At 68.6% G+C, this 26,892-nt stretch carries 31 protein-coding genes; 22 read left to right on the top strand and 9 right to left on the bottom strand.

Annotation, left to right across the window (positions count from 1 at the left end; all coding sequences use genetic code 11):
• The first annotated feature begins 239 nt into the window (after window positions 1-239).
• The 17 genes from OG408_RS01705 (at window position 240) to OG408_RS01625 (ending at window position 14,962) form a co-directional block, all read left to right on the top strand.
• Window positions 240-2,150, top strand: a complete 1,911-nt coding sequence (locus OG408_RS01705) for a CASTOR/POLLUX-related putative ion channel (RefSeq protein ID WP_326667684.1) — start codon at window positions 240-242, stop codon at window positions 2,148-2,150.
• Window positions 2,151-2,208: 58 nt separating this feature from the next.
• Window positions 2,209-3,522 (top strand): ATP-grasp domain-containing protein, encoded by a 1,314-nt coding sequence (locus tag OG408_RS01700; protein WP_326667682.1) that lies wholly within the window; start codon window positions 2,209-2,211, stop codon window positions 3,520-3,522.
• Between the two features lie 35 nt (window positions 3,523-3,557).
• Window positions 3,558-5,606 (top strand): CocE/NonD family hydrolase, encoded by a 2,049-nt coding sequence (locus OG408_RS01695; RefSeq protein WP_326667680.1) that lies wholly within the window; start codon window positions 3,558-3,560, stop codon window positions 5,604-5,606.
• Window positions 5,607-5,815: 209 nt separating this feature from the next.
• The gene (locus tag OG408_RS01690; RefSeq protein ID WP_326667679.1) at window positions 5,816-6,784 is read left to right on the top strand and encodes an LLM class F420-dependent oxidoreductase; all 969 of its coding nucleotides are present in this window, start codon (window positions 5,816-5,818) and stop codon (window positions 6,782-6,784) included.
• Window positions 6,785-6,795: 11 nt separating this feature from the next.
• Window positions 6,796-7,467 carry an HAD family hydrolase gene (locus OG408_RS01685; protein ID WP_326667678.1) on the top strand — a complete coding sequence of 224 codons (672 nt, stop codon included), beginning with the start codon at window positions 6,796-6,798 and terminating at the stop codon, window positions 7,465-7,467.
• A gap of 209 nt (window positions 7,468-7,676) precedes the next feature.
• Complete coding sequence (locus OG408_RS01680) at window positions 7,677-8,465, top strand: hypothetical protein (RefSeq protein WP_326667676.1); 789 nt, start codon at window positions 7,677-7,679, stop codon at window positions 8,463-8,465.
• A gap of 308 nt (window positions 8,466-8,773) precedes the next feature.
• Window positions 8,774-9,097 (top strand): gas vesicle protein GvpO, encoded by a 324-nt coding sequence (locus OG408_RS01675; protein ID WP_285563896.1) that lies wholly within the window; start codon window positions 8,774-8,776, stop codon window positions 9,095-9,097.
• A 34-nt stretch (window positions 9,098-9,131) separates the two neighbouring features.
• Window positions 9,132-9,587, top strand: a complete 456-nt coding sequence (locus OG408_RS01670; protein WP_285563895.1) for a gas vesicle structural protein GvpA — start codon at window positions 9,132-9,134, stop codon at window positions 9,585-9,587.
• Window positions 9,584-10,345: a GvpL/GvpF family gas vesicle protein gene (locus OG408_RS01665; RefSeq protein WP_442805995.1), complete on the top strand. Its 762-nt coding sequence runs from the start codon at window positions 9,584-9,586 to the stop codon at window positions 10,343-10,345. Before OG408_RS01670 ends, OG408_RS01665 begins: the two co-directional genes overlap by 4 nt.
• Before the next feature lies 1 nt (window position 10,346).
• On the top strand, window positions 10,347-10,601 hold the full coding sequence (locus OG408_RS01660; protein ID WP_285563893.1) for a gas vesicle protein GvpG: 255 nt from the start codon (window positions 10,347-10,349) through the stop codon (window positions 10,599-10,601).
• 7 nt (window positions 10,602-10,608) lie between these two features.
• Window positions 10,609-11,526 carry a histone protein gene (locus tag OG408_RS01655; protein WP_326667672.1) on the top strand — a complete coding sequence of 306 codons (918 nt, stop codon included), beginning with the start codon at window positions 10,609-10,611 and terminating at the stop codon, window positions 11,524-11,526.
• 6 nt (window positions 11,527-11,532) lie between these two features.
• Window positions 11,533-12,657: an SRPBCC family protein gene (locus OG408_RS01650; RefSeq protein ID WP_326667670.1), complete on the top strand. Its 1,125-nt coding sequence runs from the start codon at window positions 11,533-11,535 to the stop codon at window positions 12,655-12,657.
• Window positions 12,650-12,988 (top strand): gas vesicle protein, encoded by a 339-nt coding sequence (locus tag OG408_RS01645; RefSeq protein ID WP_285563890.1) that lies wholly within the window; start codon window positions 12,650-12,652, stop codon window positions 12,986-12,988. The genes OG408_RS01650 and OG408_RS01645 overlap by 8 nt, the downstream gene beginning before the upstream one ends.
• Before the next feature lie 29 nt (window positions 12,989-13,017).
• Entirely contained in the window at window positions 13,018-13,833 is an 816-nt protein-coding gene (locus tag OG408_RS01640; protein WP_326674447.1) for a GvpL/GvpF family gas vesicle protein, read from the top strand.
• A 3-nt stretch (window positions 13,834-13,836) separates the two neighbouring features.
• Entirely contained in the window at window positions 13,837-14,064 is a 228-nt protein-coding gene (locus tag OG408_RS01635) for a gas vesicle protein (protein ID WP_285563888.1), read from the top strand.
• The gene (locus OG408_RS01630) at window positions 14,061-14,339 is read left to right on the top strand and encodes a gas vesicle protein K (RefSeq protein ID WP_285563887.1); all 279 of its coding nucleotides are present in this window, start codon (window positions 14,061-14,063) and stop codon (window positions 14,337-14,339) included. Before OG408_RS01635 ends, OG408_RS01630 begins: the two co-directional genes overlap by 4 nt.
• A 158-nt stretch (window positions 14,340-14,497) precedes the next feature.
• On the top strand, window positions 14,498-14,962 hold the full coding sequence (locus OG408_RS01625) for an Asp23/Gls24 family envelope stress response protein (RefSeq protein WP_285563886.1): 465 nt from the start codon (window positions 14,498-14,500) through the stop codon (window positions 14,960-14,962).
• 169 nt (window positions 14,963-15,131) lie between these two features.
• Here OG408_RS01625 and OG408_RS01620 read toward each other — a convergent pair whose 3' ends face one another.
• Window positions 15,132-15,287 carry a DUF6131 family protein gene (locus tag OG408_RS01620; RefSeq protein WP_285563885.1) on the bottom strand — a complete coding sequence of 52 codons (156 nt, stop codon included), beginning with the start codon at window positions 15,285-15,287 and terminating at the stop codon, window positions 15,132-15,134.
• Window positions 15,288-15,388: 101 nt separating this feature from the next.
• On the bottom strand, window positions 15,389-15,835 hold the full coding sequence (locus OG408_RS01615) for a hypothetical protein (RefSeq protein ID WP_326667665.1): 447 nt from the start codon (window positions 15,833-15,835) through the stop codon (window positions 15,389-15,391).
• A gap of 228 nt (window positions 15,836-16,063) precedes the next feature.
• On the opposite strand from OG408_RS01615, the gene OG408_RS01610 reads away from it, so the two are divergent.
• From OG408_RS01610 to OG408_RS01600, 3 genes are all read left to right on the top strand, one after another.
• On the top strand, window positions 16,064-16,288 hold the full coding sequence (locus OG408_RS01610) for a DUF2945 domain-containing protein (RefSeq protein ID WP_326667663.1): 225 nt from the start codon (window positions 16,064-16,066) through the stop codon (window positions 16,286-16,288).
• A 105-nt stretch (window positions 16,289-16,393) separates the two neighbouring features.
• On the top strand, window positions 16,394-17,578 hold the full coding sequence (locus OG408_RS01605; protein ID WP_326667662.1) for an alcohol dehydrogenase catalytic domain-containing protein: 1,185 nt from the start codon (window positions 16,394-16,396) through the stop codon (window positions 17,576-17,578).
• Window positions 17,579-17,719: 141 nt separating this feature from the next.
• Complete coding sequence (locus OG408_RS01600; RefSeq protein ID WP_326667660.1) at window positions 17,720-18,175, top strand: SRPBCC family protein; 456 nt, start codon at window positions 17,720-17,722, stop codon at window positions 18,173-18,175.
• A 110-nt stretch (window positions 18,176-18,285) separates the two neighbouring features.
• Here OG408_RS01600 and OG408_RS01595 read toward each other — a convergent pair whose 3' ends face one another.
• The 3 genes from OG408_RS01595 to OG408_RS01585 are packed head-to-tail and all read right to left on the bottom strand — an operon-like array spanning window position 18,286 to window position 21,952.
• Window positions 18,286-20,394, bottom strand: coding sequence for a xanthine dehydrogenase family protein molybdopterin-binding subunit (locus OG408_RS01595; RefSeq protein ID WP_326667659.1), 2,109 nt, complete (start codon window positions 20,392-20,394; stop codon window positions 18,286-18,288).
• Window positions 20,394-21,395, bottom strand: coding sequence for an FAD binding domain-containing protein (locus tag OG408_RS01590; protein ID WP_326667658.1), 1,002 nt, complete (start codon window positions 21,393-21,395; stop codon window positions 20,394-20,396). The genes OG408_RS01595 and OG408_RS01590 overlap by 1 nt, the downstream gene beginning before the upstream one ends.
• Window positions 21,392-21,952: a (2Fe-2S)-binding protein gene (locus tag OG408_RS01585; RefSeq protein WP_326667655.1), complete on the bottom strand. Its 561-nt coding sequence runs from the start codon at window positions 21,950-21,952 to the stop codon at window positions 21,392-21,394. The genes OG408_RS01590 and OG408_RS01585 overlap by 4 nt, the downstream gene beginning before the upstream one ends.
• 139 nt (window positions 21,953-22,091) lie before the next feature.
• On the opposite strand from OG408_RS01585, the gene OG408_RS01580 reads away from it, so the two are divergent.
• Window positions 22,092-22,637: a GNAT family N-acetyltransferase gene (locus OG408_RS01580; protein ID WP_326667653.1), complete on the top strand. Its 546-nt coding sequence runs from the start codon at window positions 22,092-22,094 to the stop codon at window positions 22,635-22,637.
• A 141-nt stretch (window positions 22,638-22,778) separates the two neighbouring features.
• On the opposite strand, the gene OG408_RS01575 is transcribed toward OG408_RS01580, so the two are convergent.
• Complete coding sequence (locus OG408_RS01575; RefSeq protein ID WP_326667651.1) at window positions 22,779-23,288, bottom strand: DinB family protein; 510 nt, start codon at window positions 23,286-23,288, stop codon at window positions 22,779-22,781.
• A gap of 336 nt (window positions 23,289-23,624) precedes the next feature.
• On the opposite strand from OG408_RS01575, the gene OG408_RS40115 reads away from it, so the two are divergent.
• Window positions 23,625-23,702, top strand: coding sequence for a 50S ribosomal protein bL37 (locus OG408_RS40115; protein WP_371604899.1), 78 nt, complete (start codon window positions 23,625-23,627; stop codon window positions 23,700-23,702).
• A gap of 126 nt (window positions 23,703-23,828) precedes the next feature.
• On the opposite strand, the gene OG408_RS01570 is transcribed toward OG408_RS40115, so the two are convergent.
• The 3 genes from OG408_RS01570 to OG408_RS01560 all read right to left on the bottom strand — a co-directional run bounded on the left by OG408_RS01570 (window position 23,829) and on the right by OG408_RS01560 (window position 26,892).
• A complete protein-coding gene (locus OG408_RS01570) occupies window positions 23,829-24,623 on the bottom strand; it encodes an SDR family NAD(P)-dependent oxidoreductase (RefSeq protein ID WP_285563875.1) in 795 nt (264 codons plus the stop codon).
• A 195-nt stretch (window positions 24,624-24,818) separates the two neighbouring features.
• Window positions 24,819-25,946, bottom strand: coding sequence for an FAD-dependent oxidoreductase (locus tag OG408_RS01565; RefSeq protein WP_326667648.1), 1,128 nt, complete (start codon window positions 25,944-25,946; stop codon window positions 24,819-24,821).
• Window positions 25,947-26,148: 202 nt separating this feature from the next.
• Entirely contained in the window at window positions 26,149-26,892 is a 744-nt protein-coding gene (locus OG408_RS01560) for a TetR/AcrR family transcriptional regulator (RefSeq protein ID WP_405401283.1), read from the bottom strand.

Genomic DNA, 26,892 nt, shown 5'->3' with positions numbered 1-26,892 from the left:
CTGCGGCGGTACCGAGCCGTGAGGCACCCGTGCCGCTCGGGCTCCATGAGCGCTTCAGGACCCTCCGGGGCCGGTCCTGATCCCTATCGGATGAAACGACTCCGGATACCCGTGTGGCGGACCAGATGATTCCGCACGCTGCTCCTGTGTACAGGATGATCAAGGATCAGGGCCGGCGCCGGAGCGTGGCCGGCGCCCGTGTGGGAAAGCAGAGACAGCCGCGGAGCGCACCGGCCCGAGTGACGCGCCCGGCGCGGGCGACACCGCCACGGGCTCCGCTGTACGAACGCGCCCGCTACTGGTTCGACAACACGCTGGCGCGGGGCGTGACCGTTCTCATCGGATGGCTTGCCGTCGCGTGCCTGTCCGTCGTGATCCCGGCGAGCGCACTGCTGGTGTGGACGGACGACCGGGCCCCGGACACGACATGGGCGAAGACGGCCGCGGTGTGGCAGAGCGTCGGGCAGACCCTCAGGCTGGGAGGAGAGGTCGGCTCACCGCTGCGCGTGATCCTGTCGGTCCTGCTGGCGCTGATGGCACTGTTCTACGTCTCCACCATCGTCGGCCTCGTCACCACGGCGATCACCGAGGAACTCATCGCCCTGCGGCGTGGCCACTCCACGGTGCTGGAGAGCGGTCACACCGTCGTGCTCGGCTGGTCGGACCAGATCTTCACCGTGGTGGCCGAACTCGTCGCAGCCGACGCCAACCAGCGCCGGGGCGCCATCGCGGTACTGGCCGACCGGGACGTGACCGAGATGGAGGAGGAACTGCGCAGCGAGGTGGGGAGCACCGGCCGGACGAGGATCGTGTGCCGAAACGGACGCCCCACCGATCCGGCCGCGCTCGCCCGAGTCAGCCCGGCCACGGCGGACGTCGTCCTGGTCCTGCCCCGTGACCACCCGGACGAGGACGCGGAGGTCGTCAAGAACCTGCTGGCCCTCCGGACCGCGGTCGACGACGACAGCCGGGTGCGGACCGTGGCGGTGGTGCGTGACACGCGCTACCGTCTCGCCGCCGAACTGGCGGCAGGCCGGGACGCGGTCGTGCTCGAGATCGACGACGTCACCGCCCGGCTCGTGGCCCAGTGCGCCAGACAGCCCGGGCTGTCGCTCGTCTACCAGGAGTTACTCGACTTCGCCGGCGACGAGTTCTACGTCGTCGGCGCACCGGACCTGACGGGCCGGGCCTTCGCCGAGGTACTGAGAGCCTGCCCCACGTCCAGCGTGGTCGGGGTAGTACGCCCGGACGGCGCCCTCCGTCTGAACCCGCCGCCCACCTCGGTCCTGGGACCGGGCGACCGGCTTGTCGTGATCGCCCAGGACGACGACACCACGGTCACCACCGACGAACCCGCCGCGTTCGACGAACCGGTGATGGTGAGCAGGGCGCCGGCGGCGGCGCGCCCCGAACGCATCCTCCTCCTGGGATGGAACGGCCGCGCACCACACATCCTCCGTCACCTCTCCCACCACGTCGCGCCCGGCTCCGCCCTCCACGTCGTGGCCCACGGCGACGAGAGCCTGGCAGCAGAGGTGCGCGACGCCGCCGCGCAAAGCCGCCCCGCGCTGACCGTCACCTTCGGTCCGGGCGACCCGACCCTGCCGGGGACGGTGAACGACCTGGACCTCTCCGAGCACGACGGCGTCATCGTCCTCGGCCCCGACCACGGTCCCGGTCACGACTCACCGGACGACCGGACGCTGGTCACGCTGCTGCTCCTGCGCGACCGCGAGCGCACGTCGGGGATCCCGGTCCGGGTCGTCACCGAGATGACCGACGACCGCAACAGAGCCCTCGCCCCCGCCGGCGTCGGCGCCGACTTCATCGTGAGCGGGAAACTGGTCGGCCTTCTGATGGCCCAGATCTCCCAGAACTGGCATCTCGCCGGCCTGTTCGCGGAACTGCTGGCACCGCGGGGCAACGCGATCCACCTCAAGCCGGCCGGTGACTACGTCCGGGCCGGACGGCGGGCATCCTTCGCCACGGTCGTCGAAGCCGCCTCGCGCCGAGGGGAATGCGCTCTCGGATACCGCAGCCGCGGTCTCGCCCAGGTCGGCGCCGACCACGGAGTGCGGATCAACCCCGCCAAGGCAGAGGTCCGGCACTGGAGCGCGGACGACGAGGTGATCGTGTTGGCCGGGCACTGATTCGGTTCGGAGGCTGCGCGGCGGGTACGCGCCGTGAATCCCACGAAAGGACCGCACGGTGTCAGCACAGCGGAAGAACATCTTCGTACTGGGCCTCGACGAGGCGAATCTGCCGACCCTGGAAGCCGTCCCGGAAGCCGATACCTACCAATTCCATCCCCTGTTGAGCATCGGCGAGTTGCAGGAGGGGGAGGTGTCCGTGGCCGATCTCATGAGTCGCGCCCGGGAGATCCTTGACGCGCACGACGGCAGTATCGACGCGATTGTCGGCTACTGGGACTTCCCCGTGAGCACGCTGGTGCCGATGCTCGGCAGAGAGTACGGCACGCGCAGCACGAGCCTCGAGTCGGTCGTCAAGTGCGAGCACAAGTACTGGAGTCGGCTGGAACAGCAGAAGGTGATCGACGAGTACCCGAACTTCGGACGGGTGGATCTGCACAGCGCGGATCCTCAGCCGCCCGATGGGGTGGGTTTCCCCATGTGGCTCAAGCCTGCTCTCGCCTATTCGTCGGAACTGGCATACGGGGTCTCCGACATGGCGGAATTCCGCACCGCCGTGGACAAGATACGGGACGGAATCGGGCGGGTGGGGAGGCCGTTCAATTCGGTACTCGAACTCCTCGAACTTCCGCCGGAGATGGCGGGAGTGGGAGCCGAGGTCTGTCTGGCCGAGGAAGCGATGACCGGCATCCAGGTGGCCGTCGAGGGCTTCGCGTACGACGGGGAGGTCACCGTCTACGGAGTACTGGACTCGATCAACTACCCCGGTTCCCCCTGCTTCCTGCGTCACCAGTACCCGAGCGCTCTCCCGCCCTCGGTGATCCAGAAGCTGCACGACGTGAGCGAGCGGGTCATCCGGCAGATAGGCATGGACTCGGCCACGTTCAGCATCGAGTACTTCTACGACCCGAAGACCGGTGACATCTCCCTGCTGGAGATCAACCCCCGGCACTCCCAGTCGCACGCGGAGCTGTTCGACTACGTCGACGGCGCCCCCAACCACCACCGGATGATCAGCCTCGCGCTCGGACGCGACCCCACGTCGCCGAGCGGGCAGGGCCCGTACCGCGTGGCCGCCAAGTGGTACTACCGGTGGTTCGGCGAAGGAACGGTGCACCAGGTGCCCAAACGCGAGGAGCTCGGGGCCATCGAACGAGCGATACCCGGGGTACGCATCGATGTCGTGCCCGCGGAAGGGCAGAAGCTCTCGTCGGTGTCCCAGCAGGACAGCTACAGCTACGAGATCGCCCACATCTTCACCGGCGCCGAAGACGAGGAGGGCATGCGGCGCAAGTTCGACCAGTGCATCGCGGCTCTGGGCCTCACCTTCGACGACACCGCTCCGGGCGGCCGCGACCCGAGCACCGTGTGAACACGCCCCGGACCAGGAAGGAGCACACCATCGGAATGCGACACGTCGACCGACTTCCGCACGCGGTCAAGCAGGAGGACCACGTCACCATCACGATGTCGGACGGGATCCGGCTCTCGGCGAGGATCTGGCGCCCCATCACCTCCGACGAAGAGCCGGTCCCGGCGATCCTGGAAGCCATCCCGTACCGGAAGAACGACCTGACCTCCACCCGCGACGCGATCCATCACCCCTACATCGCCGGGCACGGCTACGCCTGCGTACGCGTCGACCTGCGGGGCACGGGCGAGTCGGAGGGCGTCCTGCTGGACGAATACCTGGAACGAGAACAGTGCGACGCGGAAGAAGTGCTCGCCTGGCTCGCCGAGCAGCCCTGGTGCGACGGGACGACGGGAATGATGGGCATCTCCTGGGGTGCGTTCGCCGCACTTCAGGTCGCCGCCCGGCGGCCACCGAGTCTGGCCGCCATCGTCGTCGCGTCCTTCACCGACGACAGGTACGCAGACGACATGCACTACGTCGGTGGTGCCATGCTGTCCGACAATCTGGCCGAGGCCGGGACCATGTTCGCCTACGCCACCTGCCCTCCCGATCCGGCCGTGGTCGGCGAACGCTGGCGGGACATGTGGCGGGAACGCCTGGACTCCGCGAGCCCGTGGGTCCTCGAGTGGCTTCGCCACCAGCACCGGGACGACTACTGGCGCCATGCGTCGCTCAGTGAGGACTACCGGGCCCTGGGCTGCCCCGTACTCGCCTCCAGCGGCTGGGCGGACGGGTACTCCAACGCGGTCACCCGGCTGCTGAGCCAAGTCGATGTGCCGCGCAAGGGGCTGATCGGCCCCTGGTCGCACACGCTGCCGCACCTCGGTGAACCCGGACCGGCCATCGGATATCTCCAGGAGGTGGTCCGATGGTGGGACCACTGGCTGAAGGGGGCCGACAACGGCGCCATGGACGGGCCCATGATCCGCGCCTGGATGCAGGAGAGCGTGCCTCCCTCCACGTCCTACGAGGAACGCCCGGGCCGCTGGGTGGGGGAGCCTGGCTGGCCCTCTCCCCATGTCCAGGAGGTGGTGTGCCCCCTGCGGGACCACGTGATCGTGAACGACGACGGCAAGCCCGCCCCATCGGGGGAGGCCGAACCGGCGGAACGTGTCCACACGGTTCAGTCACCCCTCTCGGTCGGGCAGTTCGCCGGGAAGTGGGCCTCGTACAACGCCCCACCGGACCTCCCGTACGACCAGCGCGAGGAGGACGGCGGTTCGCTCGTCTTCGAGACGCAGCCGCTCACGGAACGCGTGGAGATCCTCGGCGCTCCCGCGGTGGAGCTCCTGGTGTCCTCGTCCCGGGAATCGGCGCAGGTCGCTGTCCGGCTGTCCGACGTGGCGGCCGACGGCCGGGCGACCAGGGTCACCTACGGCGTGCTCAACCTCGCGCACCGGGCAGGTGACGGTGGTCCCGAACCACTGGAGCCGGGCAGGAAGTACCGCGTCCGCATTCCCCTCAACGGAGTCGCGCAGGCCTTTCCGGCCGGCCATCGCATCCGGCTCTCGCTCTCCACCTCGTACTGGCCGTTGGTCTGGCCGGCACCCGCACCCGCCCTGCTGAGCATTCACGAGAGCGGCAGTTCCCTCACCCTGCCGGTCCGGCCGACGGACACCCCGGAGACCTTGCCCTCAGCACCCTTCGGCGAGCCCGAGGGATGCGCACCACCGGACGTGACCCGGCTGACCGAGCCGGAACAGGCATGGACCGTGTCGAGGAATCTGGTCAACTACCATTCCTCGCTCGACATCGTCAAGGACCGAGGACTCCAGCGGTTCGAGGAGAACGGGATCGAGGTCGGGCTGCGGGCCTGCGAGAAGTACACCTCCGTCGCGGACGACTTCGGATCGGTGACCGGCGAGTCGGCCTGGACCCTGCGGTTCGGGCGCCCCGGATGGGACGTCCGGGTGGAGACCCGAACCGTCCTGACGTCGGACGAGGAGGAGTTCCACGTCGACGCCACGCTGGACGGCTACGAAGACGGCCGCAGGGTCTTCTCCCGTACCTGGAACGAGAGCGTTCCGAGGGTGAACGTCTGAGCCGCGACCGCGGCACCTGAGGGAGATCTGCCGAGCGTCACTCCGATCACGGGGAGCCGCTCGCCGCTTCGCCGGGGCTCCCGGGAGAAGAGGACCCTCCCGGGAGCCGGATTCTCGCGGAGCCGCGCCCCTCCCAGGGTTGTGGGCCATCTGGGCACTGCTGCCGGGCGGAGGGTTTCGCTCGTCGTGATGGCGGCTAGGCGCCCCGTATGGTGCGAATCGGGTACACAATGATGACCGAGCAGGCCGGTCCACGTGAGCTGGTGTCCCACGTGGTGGGGGCGGAGCGGGCAGGTTTCGACTTCTCTGTCATCTCTGACCACTCGTTTCCCTGGCTGGAATCACAGGGGCACGCGCCGTATGCGTGGAGCGTCCTGGGGGCGGCCGCGCAGGCCACTTCCCGGATCCCGCTCATGACGTACGTGACCTGCCCGACCTTCCGCTACCACCCGGCGGTGGTCGCGCAGAAGGCGGCCACGATGCAGATTCTGTCCCAGGGGCGATTCCGTCTGGGGCTGGGCTCGGGCGAGAACCTCAACGAGCACATCATCGGAGCAGGCTGGCCCGCGGCGCCTGTGCGGCTGGAAAGGCTGGAGGAAGCAGTCGACATCATCCGGCGGATGTTCACAGGGGAGAGCGTGACCCACCACGGAGCCCACTTCGACGTCGAGAACGCGCGGCTCTGGGACCTGCCCGACGAAGTGCCCCCGATCGGGATCGCTGTGTCCGGGCCCCGGTCCTGCGAGCTCGCCGGCCGACAGGGCGACCTCCTGATCGCCACGGAGCCCAAGCCGGAACTACTGGACCGGTTCGACGCACACGGCGGGGTGGGCAAACCGCGCGTCGGCCAGTTGCCCGTCTGCTACGGCACCGATCGAGAAGCCGCGATTGCCCGCGCCCGGGATCAGTTCCGCTGGTCCCTCGGCGGCTGGCATGTCAACTCCGAGCTTCCCAGCCCCTCTTCCTTCGACCAGGCCACGCAGCACATCAGGCACGAGGACGTTGCCGAGGCCATTCCGTGCGGCGACGACGTGGACTCCTTCGTCGACGCGGTACGCCCCTACGCGGAGGCGGGGTTCACCGAGATCGCCCTCGTCCAGATCGGCGGAGACCACCAGGAGAGCTTCCTGGAGTGGGCCGAGGCCGAGCTGCTGCCCGCGCTCCGACGCACCCTGTAAGGACGACACCGATGAACCGCGCTGCTCTTTTCGACGTCGACGGCACCCTCACGGACACCAATCACCTCCACGTCACCTCCTGGTGGGAGGCACTCCGGCAGTCCGGCCACCATGTGTCCATGCACGCCATCCACCGGGCCATCGGCCTCCCCGGCCCCGAACTCCTCGGTCACCTCCTGGGCCAGGACCGCGACTCCTCGGACGACGAGCGGCTGAGCGCTGCTCACGACACGCTCTACGCCACGTACTTCGACCGCCTTCCGGCCTTCGATTCGGCCGCGGATCTGCTGCGCACCCTGTCGTCGGCCGGGTGGAAGGTCGTGCTCGTCACCTCGGCCAAGGACAGCGAACTTGCTGCTCTGCGTGTGGCCATCGGAGCCGATGACGCCATCAGCGCCACCGCCACGGCAGACGACGTGGAGAAGGGCAAGCCCGCGCCTGACCCCGTTCGCCAGGCGTTGGAACTGGTGGATGTGGTGCCGGAGCGAGCGGTGTTCATCGGAGACTCCGTCTGGGACATGAAGGCCGCAGTCGGAGCGGGCGTGGCCGTCATCGGCCTGCTGTGCGGGGGAATCTCTCGCGAGGACCTGGAAGAGGCCGGAGCGGACGCCGTGTATCCGGATCCGGCCGGCCTTCTGGCGGGCCTCGACGACAGCCCCTTCTCCAGAGTGCCGTCCGTCTGAACGGGGCCTGATCCGCTACCGCACCGATCGGCAACGGCCCGGCGAAGAAGCACGGGCCTGAGGGGACGGCCCAAGGACGCCCCGCCGGCCGAAGCCTCCGAGCGGGGACTGACGCGAGGTCAGATGTGCCGCCCCCCGTGTGAACTGCAGCTTTCCGGGAATCGGCTTGAGGACAGGACCCGCAACCGGAGCCGAATCGGAGAACCCTGGTGTTGTACAAGGAAGACCGTGCGCAGCAGATGAGTGACGATCTCGAAGCTGCCATAGGCCACTACATGGTGGCTGTCGCCGCCAGGCTTCTCGACGAAGGCCTCCCGGTTTCCTCCATTTCCTCGTACGGGGCCTATGACGACTCCAGCCAGGACGCGTTCGGTGCGGACGTGGAGGGAAGCGTGGAGTTCACCCGCGCCTTCCGGCGAAAGCTCTTCGGTGACGGGCGAGATGCAGGGCTGCTGTGGTGCGGGGTTTCGGGGTGGTGCTTCTTCTGCATACCCGAGGGGTCCGGCCGGACACTGATGGAGTCCGCTCGGTGGATGGGCGGGGGTTTGACGCCTGACCCTGGCCGAGTGGCCGCGTTCCTCTCCGAGGTTCAGTTGGATGCCGCCCTTTCCGGAAGTGACGAGCGACCCTTCTACCGGGCTCCGCACACGGAGCCGGGCGCTCTCCTCCAGCGGCTCGCCGCCTTCAACGACGACAGTGGTGCGGATTCACCGCCTTACGACAGCCGCTTCACCCGCCTTCAGATCGACGCCTGCCAGAAGCGGGCCGTGAGCGCCCTGACCGCCGGGAAGCAGGAGGTCGTCGAGGTGGCGCTGCGCACCGGGGAGCTGCAGGCCCTGCTGGGATTCCTGGAGTACGTCGAGGGGGCTGCGCCGCAGGACGACGCACGGGAGATGGCGCGGAGACTGTGCTCGGACCTGTCCTTGAGGGCGCGGGACGGGCGGCAGGGGCTCGACGAGCATCGCGAGGCACTCACGTACGCGGAAGAACGGCGTTAGCTGGAAGAACAACGTTAGCTGTGGGTGCCACGGGGATGGTCGGCAGCGATGGCCTCGGAGATCGTGAGATCACTCGATGAGGCAAGCCATGCGCCATCACACCATGCACCGAGGTTTCCTTTCGAACGAGCAATAGCCTCCCATTTGTTTCGTGCGACAGCCCCCGCCTCGCGAGGCGGGGGCTGTCGCTGTGTGCCCCCGCCCCTGTGTGCCGCTGGAGCCCTCGACAGACGCTCCGGTCCTCATACCACGCACTCCGATGGATCCACTCAAGATGCGCGGTCGACAGGAGTGACGAGACTGGCCTTATGGCAGAACAACGTCGCACACACGCCGGGAGCTCGAAGACGGCGACCGCCTCCCGCGCCCGACGACCGGCGCGGGGGCCGGAGCATGCGGCCCGTGCTGCCAGCAAGACCTTGGAGGGGCTGATCGGCCACCCCGCGGAGGGGGTCTCCGCCGTGCGGCGCGAGGACGACGGCTGGTGCGTGGTGGTGGACGTTCTCGAAGTGCCACGGATCCCCGACACCACGAGCCTCCTCGCCTCCTACGAGGTGCAGCTCGACCGCGACGGCGAACTCCTGGAATACCGCAGGGTCCGGCGGTACCGACGTGGTGCAGCCGACGAGTGACTCGCGCTTTGCTCCCTCTTGGAAGGACTCCTCCATGACCGCGACCACCTACTCGGACGAGGTAGTGGCCTGCCCGCCCCGCGCCGGGACGTTGTACGACGTACTGGAGCTGATTCTTGACCGTGGCATGGTCATCGACGTATTCATCCGGGTTTCCCTGGTCGGCATCGAGATCCTGAAGATCGACGCCCGTATCGTTGTCGCGAGTGTGGACACCTACCTCCGCTTCGCGGAGGCGTGCAACCGGCTGGACCTTGAGCGCGATTCCGGCAGCACCACCATTCCCGAGCTGCTCGGTGGCGGTGTGGCCAAGTCCGTGGGGAAGCGCAAGGTGCGGAACGCGGCCGAGTCCGTTGGCGACACCGTGCGCAAGGCAGTAGGCGGTGGCGACGACTCGTCCGACGATGAGGACGAGCCGCAGGAGCGGCCGAAGAAGCGACGCGCACCCGCCCGCAGCAGCGAGAGCCGACGACGGCGCGTGGAGGCATGAGCGTGAGCGCAGCGACCGAAGGTGTCTACGTCTACGCGATCCTGCGGGCCGCGACGGCGCTGCCGAAGGACGCGGTCGGCGTCGGATCCCCACCCGCGGTCCTCAGGGTCATCAGGCAGGGCCTCCTGGAGGCGGTCGTCAGCGACGCGCCCCCGAAGCTCCGAGCCCGCCGACGCGATCTGCTGGCACACCAAGACCTCCTGATGCGCCTGTCCGACGACGGGCCGGTGCTTCCCATGCGGTTCGGAATGGTCGCGGCGGACGAGCAGTCGGTCCTTGCGCAACTCGCCGCCGGTGAATCCGGGTATGCCGCCGTCCTGGACCGGCTCGCGGGCCGCATCGAGATCAACGTCAAGGTCCTTCCCGCGCAGAACGCGCTGGAGGCGCTCGTCGCCGAGGACAAAGGCGTGCGGCAGCTCCGTGCGGCAGCTCGGAGAACCCCGGGCTACGAGGCCAGTCTCCGGCTGGGCGAGGCCATCGCCGGTGCGCTCACCAGGCGTGCGGCCACTGCGGGGCAGCGGATCCTCCGCGAGCTCGCGCCTGCTGCCCGGGCGTCCGTCCCCGGACCGGAGGTCCAGGGGTGCGTGCTGAACGAGTCCTTTCTCGTCGACCGTGCCGAGAGCGAAGCCTTCCTCCTGCGGGCCCAGAGCCTCGGGGCGGAGTTTCGGGAGCATGCGGAGATCCGGCCGGCCGGCCCCCTTCCCTGCTACAGCTTCGTTTCGGCCGAGGCTCGCCCCGTGCTCGTGGGCGGGAAATGACATGGGGCTGATCACCGGACTGCTCACGCTTCCGATCGCGCCGGTACGTGGCGTGGTGTGGGTGGCGGAGAAGCTCAACGACGCTGCCGAGCGCGAGCTGCACGACCCTGCTGTGCTGCGTGCGCAGTTGGCGGTACTCAATCAGGAACTTGAATCCGGAGACATCAGCCTGGAGGAGTTCGAACGCGAAGAGGAACGCTTGCTTGACCGGCTGCACGCCGTACGGGTCGGCCCGGCACAAAGTGATCGAAGGTGACGTGCTCATGGAAGACCAGACGAAGTTGACCCTAGCGGTCGCAGTAGTCGGCGGCTACGTGCTGGGCCGGACCAAGAAGGGGCGGCTGGCTCTCAGTGTCGCCACGTATCTCGCCGGTCGACGCTTCGGTCTGGAGCCACGCCAGCTCGCCGCAGAAGGTATGCGCCGACTCGGCGAGGTCCCCCAGGTTGCGGAACTCCAGGACCAGCTCAGGGGCGAGGTCCTGGAGGCGGGCCGCAAGGCCATGACCGCCGCGGCCAACCGCAGCATGAGCACATTGGCCGGCTCGATCAGTGAGCGCACGGCTCGTCTCCTGGAACCGCCGAGCGATGAGGACGAGGGCGACGAGGACCAGGGCGATGAGTACGAGGACGAGTACGAGGACGAAGAGGAACCCGCAGAAGAGGACGAGGAGTACGAGGACGAGGAGTACGAGGAGGGCGACGAAGAGGACGAGCAGCCAGTAGACGAAGAAGAGGAAGAAGAGGAGGAGCCCGAGGAAGAGGAGGAGCCCGAGGAGGAGGAAGAGCCGGAGCCCGAGGAGGAGCCGGAGGAGAAGCAGCCGAGAAGGCGCGCGCCCCGCCGGTCGTCGTCGGCCACGGGCAAGAGCGGTGGAGCCGCCCAGAAGTCCGGCGGTACGGCGAAGAAGACCGCAGCCAAGAAGGCGGCCCCGGCGAAGAAGGCGGCTGCCAAGAAGACCGCCCCGGCGAAGAAGGCGGCCGCCAAGAAGTCCGGCGGTACGGCGAAGAAGACCGCAGCCAAGAAGACAGCCCCGGCCAAGTCTGCGTCCAAGAAGGCGGCCCCGGCGAAGAAGGCGGCCGCCAAGAAGGCTGCTCCGGCGAAGAAGGCGGCTGCCAAGAAGACGGCAGCAGGCAAGGCATCGTCGAAGCGGGCCGCATCCAAGCGCACCAGCGGTCGGAGGTAGCGAGTCATGGCCAGGACGGATAACGCAGAGCCTGAGTCGGAAGAGACCGAAGAGGCCGAAGAGACCGAAGAGTCCGGAATGGACAAACTCCGCGGTGAGGTTTCCAACTTCCTCAGCACACAGGTGGAGAAGCTCGCGGAGAAGGCAGGGGACAAGCTGACCGATGTCACCGGTCAGTTGAACGATGCCGCGGAGAACGGCGGCTCATTGCCGGCCATCGGTTCTCGCATCCTCCAGGGCGACTCCCCGGTGAAGGCGTTCGTCTCGGAGAAGGCCAAGGGTGTCAAGGACAACGTCGTGGACAAGGCCAAGGAAGCCTTCGGCGGTGGCAAGGGCAAACGCAAGGCGAGCGGCGGAAAGCTCATGAACATCGTCGAGGTCCTCGATGTGGGAGTGTCGCTGCGCACGGCGTACGACCACTGGACCCAGTACGACCAGTTCAGCAGTTTCGCCAAGGGCGTGCGCGACGTCTCGATGGACGAAGAGATGTCGAGCGACTGGAAGGTCAAGGTGGGGCCCTCCTCCCGCAGCTTCAAGGCGACGGTGCAGGAGCAGGTCCCTGACGAACGCATCGTCTGGACCTCCGAAGGCGCCAAGGGGACGACGCGAGGCGCGGTGAGCTTCCACGAACTTGCACCGTCCCTCACCCGCATCGTCCTGGTCATGGAGTACTACCCGTCCGGCTTCTTCGAGAAGACGGGCAACCTGTGGCGTGCGCAAGGACGCCGCGTCCGCCTCGACTTCAAGCACTTCCAGCGGTACGTCACGCTCACGGAGGAGGAGCCGGAAGGGTGGCGTGGCGAGATCCGCGACGGAGAAGTCGTCGTGTCGCACGAAGAGGCCATGGAAGAGGAAGAAGCGGAGAACGAGAACGAGGAAGAAGGCGGCGACGAGGAAGAAGGCGGCGACGAGGAAGAGCCGGAGGAGGACGAGGACGATTGGGACGAGGAGGACGACGGTGAGGACGAGGACGAGGACGAACTGACGGACGAGGACGAGGAGGAAGAGGAAGAGCCGGACGAAGAGGAAGAGCCGGACGAGGAAGACGAGGAAGAAGAGGAAGAAGAGGCGCCGCGCAGAAGGCGGTCCGCGCCCACGAAGCAGCGATCACGGAGAGCGCGAAGTGACTGATCTGGACTTCCGGCAGGATGCTTCCTATCCCGTTGCCGGGCCGCAGAACACCAACCTGGCGGACATCCTCGAGCGCGTGCTCGACAAGGGCATCGTCATCGCCGGGGACATCAAGATCGACCTTCTCGACATCGAGCTCCTCACCATTCGGCTGCGGCTCTTCGTAGCCTCCGTGGACACCGCGAAGAAGGCCGGGATCGACTGGTGGGAGACCGACCCCGCGCTCAGTTCCCATGCGGCGAGGAACGCACTGAAGGACGAGAACCGCGAGCTGCGGGCGAGGCTTGAGGCACTTGAATCGGGCTCCGAAGAGACATCGTCGGACTCGTGATGAGTCAGGGAGAGGAAGAGCAGGGGCTCATGACGGAGTGCGGCACAGGGACGTCGGAGAAGAACGCCATCTACGTGTTCGCGGTCTGCCGCGCGGAGGAGGCCCCCGACGTGCAGGGGCTCACCGGGGTGACGCGGGCCGAGCCGGTGCGCTCCCTCCGCATCGGCTCGCTCACAGCGATCGTGCAGACCGTCCGGGGGGCTGACTTCACGGACGAGGTCTGGCAGAAGAGGCTGACCGACGAGGCTGAACTGGAGCGATACGCTCGCGCTCACCATGAGGTCGTCTCGGCGGTCGCTGCCCGCTTCCCCACAGTCCCCTTGCCGCTGGCCACGTTGTACAACGGGGACGAGAGGGCGGCACGCGCACTGGCCAGTGAGTCGACACGTTTCCGCACGGCGCTGACACGTATCGCGCATCACGCCGAATGGGGAATCAAGGTCTACGCACCCGTCTCGCGGAGCGCGGGCGATGACACCCCGGAGGAACAGCCGGCCGCGGCGGCCGACCGCGCGCGCCCGGCTCCTGGAGCGGGCAGGGCCTATCTGGAACGTAAGCGCAACCTGCAGTCGCAGCGTGAGGAGCGGCAAGCGGCTTCCTTGCGGGTCGCGGATGTCGTGGATGCGGACGTGAGCCGCATCGCCACGGAGTCCCGCCGGCTCCGGCCGCACGGCAACGGAGCCGTTGGCGACGGTCGCGTTCAGGTCCTGAACGCGACCTATCTGGTCGCGGGGCAACGGGCCGCCGAGCTGGACCTGCTGGTTGCTGGACTGCGAGAGCGCACCGGTGCGCACATCGAGGTCTCTGGGCCCTGGGTGCCCTACTCCTTCGTCGGCGAGGTGTAGTCCGTGACGCATGAAACAGTTCCGTGGGACAACCCGGGCGGCTTGAGCGGCCCGATCGGCGTGCCACTGGTCGATCTGCTGGACCGTGTCCTGGCGACCGGGGTGGTCGTGAGCGGTGACCTGGTCATCGCCATCGCCGACGTCCCACTTGTACGTGTCTCACTCCATGCGCTGCTGTCGTCGGTCAACGAGCGTGTTCCCGCCCCCTGGGCCGACAGTGGGCCGCTGTGACGACGTCACGAGTAGATCTGGACTCCGAGCAGATGGGGCGGGATCTGGTCACCCTGGTCCTGACGGTGGTCGAACTGCTCCGCCAGTTGATGGAACGACAAGCCCTGCGGCGCATCGACGAAGGCGACCTGACCGACGATCAGACCGATGAGATCGGCACGACCCTGATGATGCTCGATCAGCGCATGCGAGAGCTCTGCGAGCAGCACGGTGTACGGATGGAAGACCTCAATCTTGACCTCGGCCCCCTGGGCTCTCTCCTGCCCCGGGACTGAGGACAGGCAGAGGGGCGAGCACGAATACGCTGCGCTTCCCCAGCACTCGAATGGCGTATGTCGTGATCCGGGAGCACCGTGGAAGAGGGGCACGGGTGGTGGAAAACGTCCGCCAATTCCGGTCGGCCCCCTCACAGAACTCTCGCTGCGAGGTACTCATGGCGAACGGCAGTGAAAACGGAACGGCGCTCGGATCGAACGAATCGTCGGGTGGAACCAAGGGGACGACGGTCATCGCGGATACCGTCGTCGCGACGATCGCGGGGATCGCGGTACGTGAGACCGATGGGGTTCACGCTATCGGCGGGGGAGCTTCGCGGGCTGTGGGAGCGATGAAGGACAAGGTGTCCCGCTCCAACGATCCAGGCCGCGGAGTGAAGGTCGAGGTGGGCGAGAAGCAGGCCGCCGTCGACGTCGACATCGTGGTCGAGTACGGAACTCTCATCCTGGAAACCGCCAAGAAGATCCGCATCCATGTCACCGATGCGGTGGAGACGATGACCGGGCTGGAGGTCGTCGAGATCAACATCAGGGTTCTGGACGTCTACGTGCCAGGTGACGACGACAGCGCGGACGACGACGAGGAGAAGAGCGCTCCCGGGAAGTCGCGCCGCGTGCAGTGAGGTGCCGTGCCGGACCCCGGGACTGGCGTCCTAGTGGCTGCCGGTTACGCCCAGAAGGCCATGCGTTCGGCGTCGGCACGGCAAAGCCGGCGCCACGGCGGCCTCGAGATCCTCCGCGATTCGGCTCCGGAAGATGACGCTCCGACGCGACTACCAGGAGCGCCCGCGACTACCAGTAGTGCCGACGTCCGCCGACGGCGTGCCCCGCTGCCCCCAGGATCCAGAGAATGGCACCGACGGCGAGCAGAATGATCCCGATGGTCCACAAAATCGAGATTCCCGCAACGAAACCGATGACCAGGAGAATGATGCCGAGGACAATCATGGCGTCCTCCATCTTCGCTTGACGCTGCTACCAGCCTACGGCGTCAAGCCGCATTGTGGGCGAGCCCGGACCGGATAAGGGAGAAGCCACCGGCGGAACGCCTAATCCGGGCGCATGGTGGTCCTGGGAGTGCCGCCCAGAGGACGGCGTGCCCCTTTCATTTCGGCTTCGTACAGGTGGTCGCGGCCTTGGGCAAGCCTGTGGACCAGTTGCTGCTCGATATCGGTGAAGGGCCGGTAGTAGGTCTGGTTGTACGTCTCGATGAGCTGGAAGGTCCAGTGGCCCGGGATGACATTGCGGCCGAGGATCTCGCGCTCGACGAGGTCGGCGTCCTGATCGTGGCCGGCCTCGCGCAGGAGGCGGACGGCGTCGCCGACGGCGAAGTCGGCACTTCCGGTCAGTTGATGGAACTCGTACAGTGCGCCGCGCGCGCGTTCTGTCGTCTCCAACGCCTTCGACAGGGCCCCCAGCGCTTCGACGGTCTTGTCGCTGACGCCTTCGGGGCGCTGGTGTGAAGTGTCCGGGCGGCTGTTCTGTTCATCGCTCACGCCCGTACCTATGCCCTGAGAGGGCTTTTACCTATCCGCCGGGTTACTCCTCCCGAGAGCAAAGGCCGACAGCCTGGGGTCGGAATGAGGCCATGCGCGCCCTCGCTCATCGGTGTTCTGGCCACTTTCTGGCGCAGCAGCCTGCCGGAGTGCGCCGAGCCATGAAGGGCGCGACAGTGAAGTGCGGGCTGCCGCAGCCGATTTTCGAGTCCGGGGAGCGCAGGGATCATGGCGAAAGGCAAGAAGCTCGACCCGGGGGACCAGGTCGCCTGGAGCAGCCATGGTCAGGTCGTACCCGGAAGAGTAAAGAAGAAGATCACGAAACGCACCGAGGCGGCGGGACGTACCGTCGACGCGTCAGAGGACCGACCGCAGTACGAGGTCGAGAGCGATAAATCCGGCCGTCGTGCTGTCCATAAACCTCAGTCCTTGCGGAAGAAGGAGACCGGGTGAAGTGGGTGGCGACGAAGATCGACGAGGAATGTATGAAGTTGAATTCTGTCCGCACAGCACACTTCACGGGTCGTTTTCGCAGTTCCTCCTGAGAGGACTCGCCTCATGCGCGCACTGACCTGGCAAGGCAAAAGGGACGTCCGGGTGGACACGGTTCCGGATCCGCGGATCGAGGACCCGACGGACATCATCGTCAGGATCACGTCCACGGGCATCTGCGGCTCGGATCTGCACTTGTACGAAGTCCTGGGCCCCTACCTCGACCCCGGAGACATTCTCGGCCACGAGCCCATGGGCATCGTGGAGGCGGTCGGCCCACAGGTGACTTCGCTCGCCCCGGGGGACCGAGTGGTCGTCCCCTTCAACATCTCGTGCGGGCACTGCTACATGTGCGATCGAGGGCTGCACTCCCAGTGCGAGACCACGCAGGTCCGGGAGAGGGGCATGGGGGCCGCCCTCTTCGGCTACACCAAGCTCTACGGCCAGGTGCCCGGTGGCCAGGCGGAGCTGTTGCGGGTTCCCTTCGGGGACAGCCTGCCCATCAAGGTTCCGCACGGTCCGGCGGACGACCGGTTCGTCTACCTCTCCGACGTACTGCCCACCGCCTGGCAGGCCGTGGAGTACGCGGCGATCCCGCCCGGCGGGTCGGTGACCGTTCTGGGACTCGGGCCGATCGGCGCGATGGCGGCGCGAGTCGCCAGGCACCGGGGCGCGGGCGTGGTGGTGGGCGTCGACTTCGTACCCGCGCGTCTGTCCCGCGCCGCCGCGGACGGAGTGCAATGCCTGGACCTGCGCCGGCTCGGCAAGGAACTCGGCGACGCCATCCGCGACCTCACCGACGGACGAGGCACCGACGCGGTGATCGACGCGGTCGGTATGGAGGCCCACGGCGCCCCCGTGGCGAAGGCGGCGCACGGGGCCGTGGGAATGTTGCCCGATCGTCTGGCGGAACGACTCATGGACAGGGCGGGACTGGACCGCCTGGCCGCCTTGCGGACAGCGATCGACGTGGTGCGCAGGGGCGGCACGATCTCGGTGTCCGGGGTGTACGGGGGCGCGGCCGACCCCCTGCCGATGCTGACCATGTTCGACAAGCAGATTCAGCTCAGGATGGGCCAGGCCAACGTCAAGCGCTGGGTCGACGAGATCCTCCCGCTGCTCACGGACGAGGACCCTTTGGGCGTCGACGGCTTCGCGACGCACCATCTGCCGCTCGAAGAGGGGCCGCAGGCGTACAAGACGTTCCAGGACAAGGAGGACGGCATGATCAAGACGTTGCTGGTTCCCTGAGCGCGTGGTCTGACCTGCCGGGCCGGGGCGCCCGGTCCTGTCGGCGCGTCGCGCGGTTCACCCCTGCTCGGGTGAATGAATGCGTACGCCGGAAGGGGCCGGTACGGGGCCCGGTGCATCCGACGAGAACGTGGAGGACCGATGGCCGTACGACATCGATTGATCGAAAGTCCCGCCGGGGAAGTCTGGGCCGTCCTGGCCGACGGTACGCGGTACGGCGACTGGGTGGTGGGGACCTCGCGGTCGCGTCCCGCGGACGGAGAGTGGCCGCAGGTCGGCTCCAGCATCAGGTACACGATTCGGTTCGGACCGTGGTCGGTGGCTGGAAGAACGGTCGTTCGGCGTTGCGAGGCACCCGGAGTGTTGGAACTGGAAGTCGACAGCGGGTGGCTCGGCACCGCCCGGATCGCTCTGGAAGTCCGTCCCTGGGGCGAGAACGCCCTGGTGACCATTGACGAACACCCGCTGCGCGGACCCGCGGGGAAGCTTCACAACACAGCCGTGGACGCGCTGATCCAACTGCGCCACCGCAGCATGCTCGCCCGGCTTGCTGACACCGTCGAGAAGGCCTCGCACAGCACGCACGAGGCCGCCTGAAGTCCATTCCACCCGTTGCCCGAGAAGGTGGGACAGGGCGGCCATGGCGGGCAGTCTCGGGGCTTGAACGACTTTCCAGCAGAGCCGCAATACCGGCTGTCGCCCGGTGCTCACCGCTCGGGCCGGTCCTCCAGTGCGTGCAGGACCTTGTCCAGAGTGATCGGCAGGTCTCGTACGCGCACACCGCAGGCGTGCCACACCGCGTTCGACACCGCGGCGGCCGTGCCGACGATGCCGATCTCTCCGATGCCCTTCGACCCCATGGCGTTGACGTGGGGGTCGTGCTCGTCGAGCCAGTGGGCCTCGACCTCGTCGACATCCGCGTTGGCCGCGATGTGGTAGCCCGCGAAGTCGTGGTTGACGACATGGCCGGTGCGGGGGTCGAGCACGCTGTTCTCGTGCAGGGCCATGGACAGCCCCATCGTCATCCCGCCGATGAACTGGGACCGTGCCGTGCGCGGGTTGATGATCCGGCCGGCGGCGAACACGCCGAGCAGGCGCGGCACCCGCACCTCGCCCGTGTCCACGTGGACGTGCGCCTCGGCGAACTGCGCGCCGAAGGCGTGCATCGCGTAGCGGTCGTCGAGCGGGCCGACGTCACCGGACGCCTCGGCCCCGTCCGGCGGCTCGGTCCCGAACCTGTCACGGAAGGCGCGTGCGGCCTCGACCACGGCCGAGCCCCACGTCGCCGTGCCCGAGGAACCCCCGGCCACCGTCGCCATCGGGTAGTCGGTGTCACCGATCCGTACCTCCACCGCATCGACCGGTACGCCGAGCGCGTCCGCGGCGATCTGCGCCAGCGTGGTCCATGCGCCGGTGCCGAGGTCGGCCGCGCCGATCTCGGCGACATAGCGGTCGCCTTCCCGCCGGATCGTCGCCGTCGACCGCGGCATACGGTGCACCGGGTAGGTGGAGGACGCGACGCCCGTGCCGACCAGCCAGTCACCGCTGCGCCGCACGCCGGGCCGCGCATCACGCTCCGCCCAGCCGAACCGCGCCGCGCCCTCCCGCAGGCAGCCGACAAGGTCGCGGCTGGAGAACGGCTTGCCCGAACCGGGCTCGACGTCGGGCTCGTTGCGGATCCGCAGCTCGACCGGGTCCATCCCCAGGCGCTCCGCCAGCTCGTCCATCGCCACCTCGGGCCCGAACATGCCGGGACACTCGCCGGGGGCGCGCATCCAGGACGGCACCGGGACATCCAGGGCAGCGAGCCTGTGCGTGGTCCGCCGGTTCGCCACCGCGTACATCATCCGGGAGGGCACACCGGTCTGCTCGGCGAACTCCTTGATCCGCGAAGTCTGTTCGACCACGTCGATCGAGAGGGCGGTCAGCTTGCCGTCGCGGCCGGCGCCGAGAGCGCACCGCTGGATGGTGGGTGTGCGGTAACCGGCGAGGGAGAACATCTGCTGACGGGTCAGCGCCAGTCGTACGGGCCGGCCGGGGACTGCGCGCGCGGCCATCGCGGCGAGGACCACATTGACGTGCGGCTCGCCCTTGGACCCGAACCCGCCACCGACGTACGGGCAGACGACCCGGATCCGTGCCTCGTCGAGGCCGAACACGGACGCCAGGGTGGCACGCGCGGGATGGACGCCCTGGGTGGAGTCCCACAGCGTCAGGAAGCCCTCGCCTGCCGGGTCCCAGAGGGCTGTCGTGGCGTGGGGTTCCATCGGGTTGTTGTGGTACATCGCGGTGGTGTAGGTCTGCTCGACCGTCACCTCCGCGGCCGCCATGGCTGCCGCGACGTCACCCTCCGCGGTGTCGGTGGGGAAGTCCGGGTTCACCCGCTCGGGCGCGTACAGAGCCTCGTGGTCGGCCCGCAGTTCGGCGTCGTGCTCCTCCTGCGCGTAGGCCGGCCGGACGAGTGCGGCGGCATGCCGGGCCACCTCGGAGCTGTCGGCGACGACCAGGGCGATGACCTGGCCGCGGAAGTCGACCGCCTCGTCCTGCAGGGCCGCCAGCTCTCGGTCCTCCGTGGAAGCCAGGCGCTCAGCGGTGTCGGGCGTGAGCACCGCGAGCACACCGTCGAGCGCTACGGCCGCGGAGGTGTCCAGCCCCGAGACGCGCCCACGGGCGATCGTCGCCTGGACGGGATGCAGGTAGGCGACGTTCTCCAGGGGCGTCTCGTACGCATAGGTGGCGGTGCCCAGGACCTTGACCGCGCCGTCCCGGCGCGGCAGGTCACTGCCGATGGCGACCGGCTCGCTCAGGAAGGTCATCAGGCGTCCTCTCGGGCCAGGTCACGCAGGGTTGCCGCGAGGGTGCGGCGCAGCAGGGGGATCTTGAACGCGTTCCCGCCGTCCAGGCCTTCGGCGGGCCGGGCATCGACGAGTTCGGCGTCCGCGGCGGCACGGTAACTCTCCTCCGAGGCCGCGGCGCCCCGCAGCGTCTCCTCGGCCCGGTACGCGCGCCACGGCGCGTGCGCCACGCCACCGAACGCGATGCGCGCGTCAGTGATCACGCCGTCCTGGACCTCGAGCGCCGCAGCGACGCTGACCAGGGCGAACGCGTAGGAGGCACGGTCCCGTACCTTGCGATAGGCCGATCGGCGGGCGATGGACTGTGCGGGCAGGTCGATCGCGGTGATGAGTTCGCCGTGTTCGAGCACCGTGTCGCGCTCCGGGGTGTCGGCCGGCAGCCGGTGCAGGTCGACGAAGGGGATGGTGCGCTCGCCACCGGGGCCGAGCACGCGCACCTGTGCGTCGAGCGCGGACATCGCCACGGCCATGTCGGACGGATGGACCGCGATGCAGTGCTCGGAGGCGCCGAGGATCGCGTGGTTGCGGGTCCAGCCCCCGATCGCCGAGCAGCCCGTGCCGGGCTCCCGCTTGTTGCACGGTGTCGTGACGTCCTGGAAATAGACGCACCGGGTGCGTTGCAACGGGTTGCCGCCGGTGGTGGCCATATTGCGCAACTGCCCCGAGGCGCCCGACAGCAGGGCTTGTGACAGCACGGGGAACCACTCGCGCACCCGCGGATCCGCTGCGAGTTCGCTGTTGCTGACACCCGCGCCGATCCTGAGCCCGCCCCCGCCGAGCTCCTCGATCCCGGCGGGCAGGAGATCGGTGACACCGACGACCAGATCGGGTTCGACGAGGCCCAGCTTGAGGTGGTCCACCAGATTCGTGCCACCACCGAGGAACACGGCGCCGGGGACCCCCGCGACACTGCGCACGGCGGCGGCCGCGTCGGTGGGGTGCTGGTAGTCGAACGGCTTCACCCGGATACCTCCATGCCGGCCGCCCGCTGGACGCCGGACGCAGCGGCGGCGGCTTGCTGAATGGCGGGCACGATGTTGACGTAGGCGGCGCAGCGGCACAGGTTGCCGCTCATCCGCTCGGCCACCTCCGCACGGTCGAGCGCCGGGGCCTCGGTGCCGCCGGTGACGGCGCTCGGCCAGCCCCGCGCGAACTCGTCGAGCATTCCGACCGCGGAGACGACCTGGCCCGGTGTGCAGTAGCCGCACTGGAAGGCGTCGCAGTCGATGAAGGCCTGCTGCACAGGATGCAGACCCCCCTCGGCGTGCTGATCACCGGCAGCGAGCCCCTCGGCGGTAACGACCTCGGCACCGTCCTGCGTGACCGCCAGAGTGAGGCAGCTCAGCACACGCTGCCCGCCGGCCAGCACCGTGCACGCGCCGCACTGTCCGTGATCGCACCCCTTCTTGGGGCTCGTCACCCCCAACCGCTCGCGGAGGGCATCGAGCAGCGTCGTACGCGTGTCGACGGTCAGCTGACGTGTGATTCCGTCGACCTGCACGGTGATTTCACTTTTCACCGCACCAAGGTTCCCGACAACAGCTCGCCTCACACGGCGCCCGGTGCCAACTCACACAAGTGGCGGCAGGGCCGGATCAGCCGGAGCCGGAGCCCCGGCCGCGGGAGCACATGCCCGCACGGTGTTACGGTCGGTCGCCATGAGCTGGCTTCCCGATGACTTCGTCCACCCTGTCCTGGTACCGCTGCCGGGCGGGGGCCATCACCTGCGGCCGATCCGGGAGGCGGATGCGCCGCACGACTATCGCGCCGTGATGGGCTCGCGCGAGCGGCTGTGGACCATCTTCGGTCCGGCCTGGGGCTGGCCCGCCGCCACCATGACCTACGAGGCCGACCGGGCCGACCTGTTGCGGCACGAGAAGGAGATAGCCGCCCACCAGTCCTTCAACTACGCGCTGTTCGACGAGGGGGAGACGGCACTCCTCGGCTGTGTCTACATCGACCCACCGGAGAAGTCCGGCGCGGACGGCGAAGTCGCCTGGTGGGTGGTGGACGAGCTGGTGGGCGGCGAGGTCGAGCAGGCCCTGGACGCGCTGGTGCCGCGGTGGATCGCCGCCGACTGGCCGTTCGAGCGGCCGCGCCTCCTCGGCCGCGAGATCTCCTGGTCGCAGTGGCTCGCCCTGCCGGCGCACCCCGACGCATGGATGACCGATTCCAAAGGGTCAATTGCCGTATCCGGTGAGTGAGCGCAGAGCGGTCTGCCCGGCACGGTCGTTGCGCCGGATCGCGGCCGTCAGCGCCAGGACGCCGCCCTGCGGGCTGAGCCAACCCCCGCAGGCGATTGTCCGGAACGGATCAGCATGCGGGGATCGAGGGCTCCGGCGGAGTCAGGCGCCCACGGTCCCGTCGACACCTTCGCGGAGCAGGTCCGCGTGCCCGTTATGGCGGCCGTACTCCAGAAGCACGTGCACCATCACCATCCGCAGCGACACCTCCTCGTCCCATCGTGGCTGATGCCCGGCCTGGTCCAGGGACTCGGCCTCCCGTTCGATACGGCGCGAGTTCTCCACCTCGGCATCCCAGGCCGCGAACGCCTCGGCCCTGGTCGACGCACTCGCGTCGTACGCTGCCTGGAAGTCGATCTTGTCGGACCAGACCATGGGCGCCTCGTTGTCCTCGAACACCCGGCGGAACCAAGCACGCTCCACTTCCGCCATGTGCCGCACCAGACCGAGCAGCGAAAGCGTGGACGGCGGCACCGACTGCTGCCGCAGCTCCTCGTCGGTGAGCCCTTCGCACTTCATGGCGAGGGTCGCGCGGTGGTAGTCGAGGAACGCCCGCAGCATGTCGCGTTCGCTGCCAACGCTGGGCGGTCCTATGCGGTTGTCGCTGCTCATCGGTCGTGCTCCTCATGCGTGCCGGCGTTGAGGGCCAGTATCCAGTCCCGTCGGCTGTCCCCCGTACGACGGCCGTCGACCGGACCTGATCGCTCCCACAGAGACCGCCGAGCACGGGAATGAGAAAGGCTCATCAGGCCCCGCTGCCGCAAATACCCCTCTGCTCCGGGCATGGCGAGGCCGGGGTGCCGGGACTGTCACGGGGCGGTGACGCGGACCGCCCGTGGGTGTCTCCGCCGAGAGTTTGTCGTTGTGTGAGTGGGTAAGGGACCTGTGATCGCCACAGGCGACAAACCGGTAGATAATGATCCAAAGATGCAGAGTAAGGAGGGTTTGATGTCCTCGAAGCGACGTCGCAAGAAGAAGGCCCGCCGCAAGAACGGCGCAAACCACGGAAGCCGTCCGCAGACCTGATGGCGCGCAGACGCAACCGGGGGCGGCCTCTGCCGCCCCCGATCGCGTTTCCGCAGGTCCGTGGCGCGCCGGACCGAGACCGGCGATACCCGTCCGCTGCGGGGCCCCGCGTGCCGCGGGGTGGGCTCAGGGAAGGATCGAGTCCACGTAGCCGCCGTCCACCCGCAGCGCGCCACCCGTGGTCGCGGAGGCGAACGAGGAAGCCAGGTAGACCACCATGTGGGCGATCTCCTCCGGCTCGATGAGACGCTGGATCAGGGATTGCGGCCGGTGCACGCGCATGAACTCGCGCTGGGCCTCGTCCCACGGCAGATCCTTGTCGACCAGCTGGTAGACGAAGTCCTCGACACCGCCGGTGTGCGTCGGCCCGGCGATGACGGAGTTGACCGTGACCCCCGTACCCGCCGCCTCCTTCGCGAAGCCGCGGGACACGGCCAGCAGCGCCGTCTTGGACATGCCGTAGTGGATCATCTCGGCCGGGACCACGACCGCCGAGTCGCTGGCGATGTACTGCACACGGCCCCAGCCGTTCTCCGTCATGCCCGGCAGGTACTCCCGCGTCATGCGGATCGAGGCCAGCACGTTCACCTCGAAGTAGCGGCGCCACTCGTCGTCGCTGATCTCCAGCGCCGGCTTGGCACCGAAGATACCGAGGTTGTTGACGAGGATGTCGGCGTGCGGCAGCGCGTCCCGCACCTCCCGGGCGCCCTCGTCGGTGGCGATGTCGCCCGGTGCGGCGACGAACTCCGCCTCCGGATGCTGCGCCCGCAGGTGCTCGATGGCGGCTGCCACGGAGCCGGCGCTGCGGCCGTTGATCGCGACACGGGCCCCTGCTGCCGCGAGTCCGGCGGCGATCGCCGCACCGATTCCTTGCGTGGAGCCGGTGACGAGGGCCGTTTTTCCTGACAGATCGACGATCATGGGAGTCGCCTTCCCTGAATGGGTTGCGATCAATCATCCGATAGGCGGGTAATCCGCCCATCGGTGCAGGCCGGTCCGGGCGGACGCGGGCGGGTGTGGGCCGATCGGCTCCGGCCGGTGTCGGCGCGTGCCGATGGTCCCGGTGTCAGCGCGTGCCGATGGTCATGGGCCGTGTGCCGCGAGGGGCTTCGCCCATCAGCCCTGTTGGGTGATCATCTCGAGCATCGTCCGGGCCGTGTTCTTCTCGGAGTCGATGCCATGGATCTCGGCGCCGTCGAAGGTGACGGGCTCGGCACCGCGCGCGAACATGGCCTCTTCGTACGCGGCGAGCGCGGCCTCGACGTCGTCGGGAGACGCGGCGAGGGCCCTGCCGAGTTCGGCGCCGTCCAGCATGGCCAGATTGGCGCCCTCGCCGTTCGGTGCCGTGAGGTGGGCGGCGTCACCGAGCAGGGTGACCCCCGGCACCCGGTCCCACCGGTGGCCGGCCGGCAGGGTGTGGTGGGGGCGCAGCACGGGTGCGGTGTCGGCGTCCGTGAGCAGAGCGATGAGTTCGGGTGCCCAGCCGTCGAACTCCCGCGCGATCCGTGCGGCTGCTGCACCGGCGTCGCTGAAGTCGATGGCGGCGAACCAGTCCAGCGGCTTGGACAGCGCCGTGTAGACGTGCAGGGTGTCACCGCTCTCCCGGTGGGCGACGATCTCCCTGCCGGGTGCGGGCGCGAGCAGCGAACCCCCGCCCACCAGTGCGGCGGAGCCCGGGTGGCGGGTGTCGGCGTTGAACAGGTACGTCTCGACGAACGAGGTGCCGACGTACGTGGGCGCGGAGGCGGAGACCAGCGGCCGCACGCGCGACCAGGCCCCGTCCGCACCGACCAGCAGGCTCGTCGCTTCCGTGCCGCCGTCGGTGAACGTCACCTCATGACGGCCGTCGCCGAGGGCGCGGGCCCCGCTGACCTTCCGCCCCCAGCGGACGGTGCCGGCCGGAAGCGAGTCGAGCAGGAGCCGTCGCAGATCGGCGCGCTGTACCTCGGGGCGTCCGCCCGTGCCGTCGTCGGCCATCTCGTGCAGCACGGTCCCGTCCTGTTCGACCAGCCGCATCGCCTGGCGGCCCTCGATGACGACGGCACGGAACTCGTCCAGCAGCCCGGCCGCCTCCAGCGCGCGCTGCCCGTTGTAGTCGTGGATGTCGAGCATCCCGCCCTGCGCGCGCGCCGACGCGGAGGCCTCGGCCTCGTGGACCGTGACCGGGATGCCGTGGAGGTGCAGGACGCGGGCCAGCGTGAGTCCGCCGAGTCCGGCTCCGATGATGGTGACGGGGGTGTGCATGATCGCTCCTCCGGGTCGGGGCCGCCCGATCGTCTGCGGCGGCCGTCCCTGGAACGGTGCAAGGTCCCGCCGACAGGCCGCCGACAGCGGGCCGACAACATCGGGCGGCCACCGACATCCGCTCGACGCGGCGTCGGATGCCCTTACGGATCCGCCGGGCCCCTTACGGATCATGAGCGCCGGTCAGGTCCTCCCGTCCGCGTCAGGCGTGGCTCGCGGGTGCGGGGATGCGGCGGTTCACATCGTCCAGCAGGTTCTGGATCGCCCCGCGGAACATCTCGCCCTGGTGTTCACCGAGGAAGGAACTGTGCCCGAACACCTCCAGCACGACGAGGCCGTGCAGGTGTCCCCACGAGCTCAGCAGGAGTGCGGTCGCGGCGGGCGGGAGATGCCCGAGACCGTAGTGCGGCAGCTGCTCCAGGTAGGTGCGCAGCGCCGGTGAGAGCGCGGAGGTCTCGGCCGCGGCGAGCTGCTCCTGGGTGAACCCGCCGAACATCTCGTGCTCGAAGATCGCGCTCATCCGGCGCATCGCCTGGGTGGTGGGGCCGTCGGCGGGGGCCGCGTAGCCCCGCAGGGGTGTTCCGTACAGGAGTTGGAAGCGTTCGGGGTGGGAGGTCGCCCAGTTCCGGTAGCCCTCGGCCGCGATCACCAGGCGGGGCAGGGGCGGGCCGTCCGCCGGGTTGTCGACGGCGGCCTGCACGGCGTCGGCCAGGTCGTCGTACGCCTTGGTGACGAGGACCGTGACGAGGGCGTCCCGGCTCGGGAAGTAGTGGTACAGCGCCTGCACGGTCATCCCCAGGCTCCGGGCGACGGCCCGCAGGGACAGGGCCGCGGGCCCGTGTTCGGCGATGTGGCGTTCGGCGGCGTCCACGATCTCCTGGGTGGCCGCGGTCCGGCGTCGCTCGCGCAGGGAGGGCTGGGTCATTGCGGATTCCTCTACGGGCAT

The organism is Streptomyces sp. NBC_01257 (genome assembly GCF_035917255.1).
GTDB lineage: Bacteria > Actinomycetota > Actinomycetes > Streptomycetales > Streptomycetaceae > Streptomyces.
Note: the sequence above shows the minus strand (reverse complement) of the source record. Positions and strands in the feature narration are given on the sequence as shown.

Excerpts from the sequence above, each read along its gene's own strand:
- OG408_RS01610 (WP_326667663.1), top strand. The coding sequence starts at position 16,064 with ATGGCGAAAGGCAAGAAGCTCGACCCGGGGGACCAGGTCGCCTGGAGC.
- OG408_RS01620 (WP_285563885.1), bottom strand. The coding sequence starts at position 15,287 with ATGATTGTCCTCGGCATCATTCTCCTGGTCATCGGTTTCGTTGCGGGA.
- OG408_RS01660 (WP_285563893.1), top strand. The coding sequence starts at position 10,347 with ATGGGGCTGATCACCGGACTGCTCACGCTTCCGATCGCGCCGGTACGT.
- OG408_RS01685 (WP_326667678.1), top strand. The coding sequence starts at position 6,796 with ATGAACCGCGCTGCTCTTTTCGACGTCGACGGCACCCTCACGGACACC.
- OG408_RS01595 (WP_326667659.1), bottom strand. The coding sequence starts at position 20,394 with ATGACCTTCCTGAGCGAGCCGGTCGCCATCGGCAGTGACCTGCCGCGC.
- OG408_RS01570 (WP_285563875.1), bottom strand. The coding sequence starts at position 24,623 with ATGATCGTCGATCTGTCAGGAAAAACGGCCCTCGTCACCGGCTCCACG.
- OG408_RS01625 (WP_285563886.1), top strand. The coding sequence starts at position 14,498 with ATGGCGAACGGCAGTGAAAACGGAACGGCGCTCGGATCGAACGAATCG.
- OG408_RS01605 (WP_326667662.1), top strand. The coding sequence starts at position 16,394 with ATGCGCGCACTGACCTGGCAAGGCAAAAGGGACGTCCGGGTGGACACG.
- OG408_RS01665 (WP_442805995.1), top strand. The coding sequence starts at position 9,584 with ATGAGCGTGAGCGCAGCGACCGAAGGTGTCTACGTCTACGCGATCCTG.
- OG408_RS01690 (WP_326667679.1), top strand. The coding sequence starts at position 5,816 with ATGGTGCGAATCGGGTACACAATGATGACCGAGCAGGCCGGTCCACGT.
- OG408_RS01695 (WP_326667680.1), top strand. The coding sequence starts at position 3,558 with ATGCGACACGTCGACCGACTTCCGCACGCGGTCAAGCAGGAGGACCAC.
- OG408_RS40115 (WP_371604899.1), top strand. The coding sequence starts at position 23,625 with ATGTCCTCGAAGCGACGTCGCAAGAAGAAGGCCCGCCGCAAGAACGGC.
- OG408_RS01640 (WP_326674447.1), top strand. The coding sequence starts at position 13,018 with ATGACGGAGTGCGGCACAGGGACGTCGGAGAAGAACGCCATCTACGTG.
- OG408_RS01600 (WP_326667660.1), top strand. The coding sequence starts at position 17,720 with ATGGCCGTACGACATCGATTGATCGAAAGTCCCGCCGGGGAAGTCTGG.
- OG408_RS01565 (WP_326667648.1), bottom strand. The coding sequence starts at position 25,946 with ATGCACACCCCCGTCACCATCATCGGAGCCGGACTCGGCGGACTCACG.
- OG408_RS01575 (WP_326667651.1), bottom strand. The coding sequence starts at position 23,288 with ATGAGCAGCGACAACCGCATAGGACCGCCCAGCGTTGGCAGCGAACGC.
- OG408_RS01560 (WP_405401283.1), bottom strand. The coding sequence starts at position 26,892 with ATGCCCGTAGAGGAATCCGCAATGACCCAGCCCTCCCTGCGCGAGCGA.
- OG408_RS01580 (WP_326667653.1), top strand. The coding sequence starts at position 22,092 with ATGAGCTGGCTTCCCGATGACTTCGTCCACCCTGTCCTGGTACCGCTG.
- OG408_RS01655 (WP_326667672.1), top strand. The coding sequence starts at position 10,609 with ATGGAAGACCAGACGAAGTTGACCCTAGCGGTCGCAGTAGTCGGCGGC.
- OG408_RS01670 (WP_285563895.1), top strand. The coding sequence starts at position 9,132 with ATGACCGCGACCACCTACTCGGACGAGGTAGTGGCCTGCCCGCCCCGC.
- OG408_RS01675 (WP_285563896.1), top strand. The coding sequence starts at position 8,774 with ATGGCAGAACAACGTCGCACACACGCCGGGAGCTCGAAGACGGCGACC.
- OG408_RS01650 (WP_326667670.1), top strand. The coding sequence starts at position 11,533 with ATGGCCAGGACGGATAACGCAGAGCCTGAGTCGGAAGAGACCGAAGAG.